Here is a 6,463-nt window from a genome sequence, read left to right as displayed (position 1 = left end):
ACGACCATGACCGATACCGACACGCCCGCACTAGCAAGCTAAAACCCCAAACGAGAGGAAAACGCCGTTACACCACTACAAGGGACTTGACCAGGTCGGCGCGTGCCTTCGGGCCGACCGACAGCGTTTCGGCGGCGGCATCACCGGTGCCGAGTTCGGCGAGGGCCGCGGCAATGCGCGCGCGGGCCTTCGATAGCTGGCCAAGGGCGAGCTCGGCGAGGTCGACAGGTCTGGCCGGCTCCGGCAGGGTCTTCCCCTCAGACGGGGGCAGCGCGATCATCACGGGGACCAGCCTAGCGGTAGGATGAGGGCGGACGAGTCGGCCAGGCGACCGCGGCAGATGTCGAGGAACGTCCGGGCACCGCAGGGCAGAACGGTGGGTAACGCCCACCCGGGGTGACCCGCGGGAAAGTGCAACAGAGAGTAGACCGCCACGGCTATGCCGAGGTAAGGGTGAAAGGGTGGTGTAAGAGACCACCGGCGCTGTCGGTGACGGCAGCGGCCAGGTAAACCCCGTTCGGTGCAAGACCGCGCAGCAGGCGAGCGGCCCGCTCAACACCTGCGGGTAGGTTGCTAGAGCGTGACGGTAACGTCACGCCAAGATAGATGGTCGCCGCCGATCTTCGGATCGGAACAGAACCCGGCGTATCGGCCGACTCGTCCCGTCACCCGTTGTAGCCTTCCGCGGCGAGCGCGGCGGCGCCGACGATACCCGCCTGGTTGCGCAGCTGCGCGGGCACGATCGGGCAGCGCACCGAGATCCGCGGCAAGAACTCTTCGTGATATTTCGACACGCCACCGCCGACGACGATGAGGTCGGGGGAGAAGAGCTTATCGACATACGCGTAGTACTTTTGCAGCTTCTTCGCCCACTTGGCAAAGCTCCACTCGTTGGCCTCCCGCACGCCCGCCGAGGCGCGGTGCTCGGCGACGTGACCGTCGAGCTCCAAATGCCCGAGCTCGGTATTGGGCATGAGCTCGCCGTTAAAAATGAACGCGGAACCGATGCCGGTGCCGAGCGTCGTGACGATCACGAGGCCATCCTGGTCCTTCGCGGCGCCGTAGCGGACTTCGGCATAGCCGGCCGCATCCGCGTCGTTGACCGCCGTGACCTCACGTCCGAGGCGCTTGGTGAGCAATTCGGGGACGTTGACGCCCTTCCACGACTGGTCGAGGTTTGCAATGAACCCGACGGTGCCGTGCTTGATCGGTGCGGGGAAGGTGATGCCGACGGGGACCTCAGGCGCGAGATCGAAATGTGCGATCAGGTCTTCGCACACCTGTGCCACGGCATCGGGGGTCGACTTTTCCGGGGTCGGGATCCGGTAGCGATCGGCGGCGAACTGGCCCGCCGCAAGATCGACGGGCGCTCCCTTGATCCCCGATCCGCCGATATCGATTCCGAATGCGTGGCTCATGATGCTCCTTTGCTATCTGGCGGAGGGCAGCGTCAAAATGTCCGCCCCCGTCTCCGTTACAGCGATCGTATGTTCCCACTGGGCAGATCGCGACCCATCGGAGGTGAGGACGGTCCAGCCGTCGTCCCACTGGTAGGACTCGGCGCTGCCGAGCGTGAGCATGGGCTCGATCGTAAAGACCATGCCGACCTCCATCACGGTGTCGTACATCGGCGCCGCGTCATAGTGGGGGACGATGAGGCCGGAGTGGAAGGCTTCGCCGACGCCGTGGCCGGTGTATTCGCGGACGACGCCGTAGCCGAAGCGCTGCGCGTATTTTTCGATCACGCGACCGATGACGTTGACCTCGCGCCCGGGCTTGACCGCCTTAATGCCGCGCTCCATCGCGACCTTCGTGCGCTCGACGAGCTCCCGGGCCGCCTGATCAACCTCGCCGACGAGGAAGGTGACGTTGGTATCGCCGTGCACGCCGTCCTTATAGGCGGTGATATCGACGTTGACGATATCGCCTTCCTGCAACACCGTGTCGTCCGGAATCCCGTGGCAAATCACCTCGTTCAGCGAGGTGCAGACGGACTTTTTGAACCCCTGGTAGTCCAGGCACGACGGGTACGCGCCGTGATCGATGAGGAATTCATGCCCGAGCTTATCGATCGCATCGGTCGTGACCCCGGGTGCGATGAGCTTGCCGATCTCAACGAGCGCATTGGCCGCGATCGTGCCCGCGGCGCGGATCTTTTCGATCGTTTCAGGGGTCTTCACATCGGAGGCCGTGACCCGCTCTGGGCCCGTGCGCCCCACGTATTCCGGGCGCGCAATCGCGGGGGGAACGGTACGTTTGGGGGACAGGACCCCAGGCGTCAGGGGGCCACGGGGAGCATGATCGATCGCAGTCATATGTCGATCTTAAGACTCGTGAGGCCCTCGATACGAACCGCGAAGGAGAGCAGCCATGGCTACCGAGTACTACTACGTTCTGGCCACGGGCCAGGTCGAAGAAGGTCGCCAGACCGGCGCAAGCGGCCGGATGGGCCCCTACGCCAGCCGGGAGGAAGCCGAAAAGGCGATGGCGATCGCGAAGGAACGCAACGAAAGGTGGGAAAAAGACGACCGGGCGTGGAATGACGAGGACTAGCCAGGCCTACTCCTGGTAGGAGTGCTCGGCGGCGGGGAAGGATCCCTCGCCCACCTCGTACTTGTACGCGCGCGCCGCGGCATAAAGCTCCGCGCCGACCTGCCCGAATTGCTTGGCAAATCGCGGCGACCAGTTCGTCATCCCGGCCATATCGGTCCACACGAGGACCTGTCCGTCGCAGGCGTTGCCCGCCCCGATCCCGATGGTCGGGATCGAAAGCACTTCACTGATGCGCTCGGCGAGCGGCGCCGGCACCATCTCCAGCACGACCATGATCGCGCCCGCATCCTGCAGGGCGATCGCGTCTTCGACGAGGATTTCGGCCTGCTCGCCCCGCCCCTGCACCCGCTTGCCGCCGAGCACGTTTTCGGACTGCGGCGTGAATCCGAGATGGCCGACGACGGGGATGCCCGCGCGCGTGAGGAGCTCGACGTGGCCCGCGAGGTGGGCGCCGCCTTCAAACTTGACGGCGTGTGCGCCGGCTTCTTTCAGCATGCGCACGGCGGTCGCGTGGGCCTGCTGCGGGCTGGCCTCATAGGAGCCGAACGGTAAGTCGGCGATGACAAGGGCGCGCTGGGTGGCGCGGCTGACCGCGCGCACTGCGGGGATCATCTCGTCGACCGTGACGGGGATCGTCGAGGAATAGCCGAGCATGTTATCGCTGATGGAGTCCCCGACGAGCAGCGTGTCGATGCCGGCCTCATCGAAGATCCGGGCCGTGACGGCGTCGTAGGCGGTGAGCATCGTGATGCGCTCACCGCGCTCCTTCATGTTCTTCAGGTGATGGACACGGACCCGGCCCGGGACCGGAACGCCCTTCTTCCCGTCCTTCGGCTGCCCCTGGCCAACGGCCACTCCGATCGGCGGCGTGGCGGGTGCCGGTCGCATCTGTGGGTCGCTCGTCATGATTGGCTCCTGGTAGAAAACGCGTTCACGACCGGGTAGTGCCGGTCCACCCCAAAGGTTACCTTGGAGACTTTCGGACCGATCGCCATCTGGCCACGCTTCCATTCGGCGCGCTTGATCAGACCCGCGACCTTATCGATCGTTTCCGGATCGAAGCCGTCGCGCTCAAGAGAGGCGACGGACGCTCCCTCGTCGATGAGGGCGGTTACGATCGCGTCGAGGACCGGGTAGTCGGGCAGCGAATTGGTATCCTGCTGGCCCGGACGAAGCTCGGCCGACGGTGGCTTCGTGATCGAATGCTCGGGAATCGGTTCGACCTCGCCGCGCTGTTTGGCGCGCTCATTGCGCCAGCGCGAAATCTCCCACACGAGCGTCTTCGGGATGTCGCTGATCGGGGCGAAGCCGCCGACCGAGTCACCGTAGATCGTGGAGTAGCCGACCGCGACCTCGGTCCGGTTACCGGTCGCGAGCACGAGCGCGCCTTCGGAGTTGGAGATCGCCATGAGAATCATGCCGCGGATTCGGGCCTGCAGGTTTTCCTCCGCGATTCCGCTCAAATCCATTTCCCCTTCGAACGCGTCGAAGATCGGCCCGATCGGCTGCACCCGGTAGTCAAGTCCGAGGCGGCTCGCGGTCTCGTCGGCGTCGGAGCGGGAATGGTCCGTGGAATAGCGCGAGGGCATCGAGACTCCGATGATGTTTTCGCCACCGATTGCATCGGCGGCGATTGCCGCGACGAGGGCGGAGTCGATGCCGCCCGAAAGACCCAGGGCGACTTTGGAAAAACCGTTTTTCTGCACGTAATCGCGCAGCCCCACGGTCGCCGCCCGATAAACGGCCTCGGCGCGCTCATACGGCTGCGCGACGCCACTGTCGGAGGCGAGATGGCCGTCGTCGGCAAGATCGACCACGAGCACGTCCTCCTGGAAATCCTCCGCGCGCGCGATCACGCGGCCGCTGCGGGCCAGGGCACACGTGCCGCCGTCGTAGACGAAGGAGTCCTGCGCACCGACGAGGTTTGTATAGAGCAGGGGCGCGTCGTTGCGGAGCTGATAGCTGCGCAGCAGGGCAGCGCGGTCGGTCTCGTGTTCGGTGAAGAACACGCCCTGGTCGACGACGACGGTCGCGACCGGTGCGACCTCATACAGGTCCAGGTCGAGTTCCAGATCAAGCGTGAGCGCCGGCATGGAGCGCAGTAGGAGGGGACCGGCCGGGGTGAAGACGATCCCGTCGAGCCCTTCCAGATCGCCCAGCTCCGTGACCTCGCCTTCGGCGAGTTCGACCCACGCGGAGGTGGCATCGGCCCCGGGGCCGACGAGCGCGGGTTCGTGCAAGACGATGCACACGTCGGCTTCGCCCTCGGCAAGTTCCGCGGCTGCCGCAGTCACCGCGCGGCAGAAATCGAACTGGTCGACGAGATGCTTGAGGTTGCCGCCCGCGAGCGCACCGCTCGGGCAGATGAGGTAGTCAGCGTCGGCGCTGCGGGCTTTTTCGGCGGCCGCCTTGATCGCGGCGACGTTGCGCTCAAGGTCGCCCGTTCTCGGATTCAATTGGGCGAGGGCAATCCGGGTTGAGTTCATGGCACAAGCATGCCATCCTCGCGTGAGTGGTGCGCACGCCGTGCAAAAATTGGGGCAGGCGAAACCATGGATAACCGCGAGGGAGCCTCAGTGGACCGGCAGCAAGAACACGTCATCCGCTCGGTAGCAGAGCACGACATCCGCTTTCTCCAGCTGTGGTTCACCGACGTCCTCGGGGTGCTCAAATCCGTGACGATCGCGCCCGGCGAACTCGAGGGCGCCTTCACCGAAGGTGTCGGCTTCGACGGATCCGCCGTCGAAGGGCTCGCCCGCGTCTTCGAGGCGGACATGATCGCGCGGCCCGACCCGCAAACCTTCCAGGTGCTCTCGGGCCCGGAGACGGGACTCGCGCGGATGTTGTGCGACATCCTCACGCCCGAAGGCAAGCCCGCGCGTGGCGACTCGCGTCAGGTCCTCAAGCGCATGATCGCCAAGGCCGAGGATGCGGGGCTCGCCTTTTATACGCACCCCGAAATCGAGTTCTACCTCTTCGACGCCGAGGCGCTGGCCGAGGGCAGGCTGCTGCCGATCGATAACGCGGGCTATTTCGAGCACACGATCTCCGCGCGCGGGACCGACGTCCGCCGCGAGGTTGTCAGCCGCCTGGAGGCGATGGGCATCCCCGTCGAATATGCCCACCACGAGGGCGGGCCCGGTCAGCATGAGATCGACCTGCGCTATGCCGATGCGCTTTCGACGGCCGATAACATCATGACGTTCCGTACCGTCGTCGCCGAAGTCGCGCAGGAAAACGGGGTAGTCGCCACCTTCATGCCGAAACCGCTGATCGACGCGCCCGGCTCGGGCATGCACACGCACCTGTCGCTGTTTGAGGCCGACCGCAATGCGTTCTTCGACCCGGCGGGCCAGTACCAAATCTCGCTGACGGGCCGCCGCTTCATTGCGGGGCTGCTGCGCCACGCCCCCGAGTTCACGGCCGTCACGTGTCAGCACGTGAACTCCTATAAGCGCCTGTGGGGCGGGGGAGAGGCCCCGAGCTATATCTGCTGGGGACACAACAATCGCTCCGCGCTCGTGCGCGTCCCGCTCGCGAAACCCGATAAGTCGCAGTCGGCCCGCGTCGAATACCGTGCGCTCGACCCGTCGGCGAACCCCTACCTCGCGTTCGCGGTTCTCCTCGCGGCGGGCCTGGCCGGAATCGAGGGTGAATACGACCTGCCCGAGGGCGCCGAGGACGATGTCTGGCGGCTGTCGGGCAGCGAACGCAAGGCCCTCGGCATCGACGCGCTGCCATCGTCGCTGCATCGCGCCGTCGAGCTATTCGAAGGTTCCGAACTCATGGCCCAGACCCTCGGCGAGGACGCCTTCGAATTCGTCATCCGCAATAAGAATCGGGAGTGGCAGGACTACCGCGCTCAGATCACGCAATTCGAGCTCGCGCGCTTCCTGCCGCTGCATTGACG

General features: G+C 65.4%; 7 protein-coding genes and 1 other RNA gene. 3 read left to right on the top strand and 5 right to left on the bottom strand.

The features are described 5' to 3' along the window. Positions 1–67 precede the first annotated feature (67 nt). Entirely contained in the window at positions 68–283 is a 216-nt protein-coding gene (locus BSZ39_RS05290) for a hypothetical protein (protein ID WP_143180382.1), read from the bottom strand. A gap of 32 nt (positions 284–315) precedes the next feature. Between BSZ39_RS05290 and rnpB the strand changes: the two genes are divergently transcribed. Continuing rightward, positions 316–664, top strand: an RNA gene (rnpB, locus tag BSZ39_RS05285) — RNase P RNA component class A. Between the two features lies 1 nt (position 665). On the opposite strand, the gene ppgK is transcribed toward rnpB, so the two are convergent. Beyond that, complete coding sequence (gene ppgK / locus BSZ39_RS05280) at positions 666–1,418, bottom strand: polyphosphate--glucose phosphotransferase (protein ID WP_073716329.1); 753 nt, start codon at positions 1,416–1,418, stop codon at positions 666–668. Between the two features lie 12 nt (positions 1,419–1,430). After that, entirely contained in the window at positions 1,431–2,315 is an 885-nt protein-coding gene (gene map, locus BSZ39_RS05275; protein WP_073716328.1) for a type I methionyl aminopeptidase, read from the bottom strand. A gap of 55 nt (positions 2,316–2,370) precedes the next feature. Between map and BSZ39_RS05270 the strand changes: the two genes are divergently transcribed. Further along, the gene (locus BSZ39_RS05270) at positions 2,371–2,553 is read left to right on the top strand and encodes a hypothetical protein (RefSeq protein ID WP_073716327.1); all 183 of its coding nucleotides are present in this window, start codon (positions 2,371–2,373) and stop codon (positions 2,551–2,553) included. A 6-nt stretch (positions 2,554–2,559) separates the two neighbouring features. On the opposite strand, the gene panB is transcribed toward BSZ39_RS05270, so the two are convergent. Both panB and nadE read right to left on the bottom strand, forming a co-directional pair. Next, on the bottom strand, positions 2,560–3,459 hold the full coding sequence (gene panB, locus BSZ39_RS05265) for a 3-methyl-2-oxobutanoate hydroxymethyltransferase (RefSeq protein WP_245792431.1): 900 nt from the start codon (positions 3,457–3,459) through the stop codon (positions 2,560–2,562). After that, the gene (gene nadE, locus BSZ39_RS05260; RefSeq protein ID WP_073716326.1) at positions 3,456–5,039 is read right to left on the bottom strand and encodes an NAD(+) synthase; all 1,584 of its coding nucleotides are present in this window, start codon (positions 5,037–5,039) and stop codon (positions 3,456–3,458) included. Before nadE ends, panB begins: the two co-directional genes overlap by 4 nt. Before the next feature lie 90 nt (positions 5,040–5,129). On the opposite strand from nadE, the gene BSZ39_RS05255 reads away from it, so the two are divergent. Then, positions 5,130–6,461, top strand: coding sequence for a glutamine synthetase family protein (locus tag BSZ39_RS05255; RefSeq protein WP_073716325.1), 1,332 nt, complete (start codon positions 5,130–5,132; stop codon positions 6,459–6,461). Positions 6,462–6,463 lie beyond the last annotated feature (2 nt).

It is taken from the genome of Bowdeniella nasicola (assembly GCF_001907295.1).
In the GTDB taxonomy this organism is placed as follows: Bacteria; Actinomycetota; Actinomycetes; order Actinomycetales; family Actinomycetaceae; genus Bowdeniella; species Bowdeniella nasicola.
This window is presented reverse-complemented; position numbering and strand designations above follow the sequence as displayed.

Bases quoted from the DNA above. Each gene is read 5' to 3' on its own strand.
- panB (WP_245792431.1), bottom strand. From the start codon at position 3,459: ATGACGAGCGACCCACAGATGCGACCGGCACCCGCCACGCCGCCGATC.
- ppgK (WP_073716329.1), bottom strand. From the start codon at position 1,418: ATGAGCCACGCATTCGGAATCGATATCGGCGGATCGGGGATCAAGGGA.
- nadE (WP_073716326.1), bottom strand. From the start codon at position 5,039: ATGAACTCAACCCGGATTGCCCTCGCCCAATTGAATCCGAGAACGGGC.
- map (WP_073716328.1), bottom strand. From the start codon at position 2,315: ATGACTGCGATCGATCATGCTCCCCGTGGCCCCCTGACGCCTGGGGTC.
- BSZ39_RS05270 (WP_073716327.1), top strand. From the start codon at position 2,371: ATGGCTACCGAGTACTACTACGTTCTGGCCACGGGCCAGGTCGAAGAA.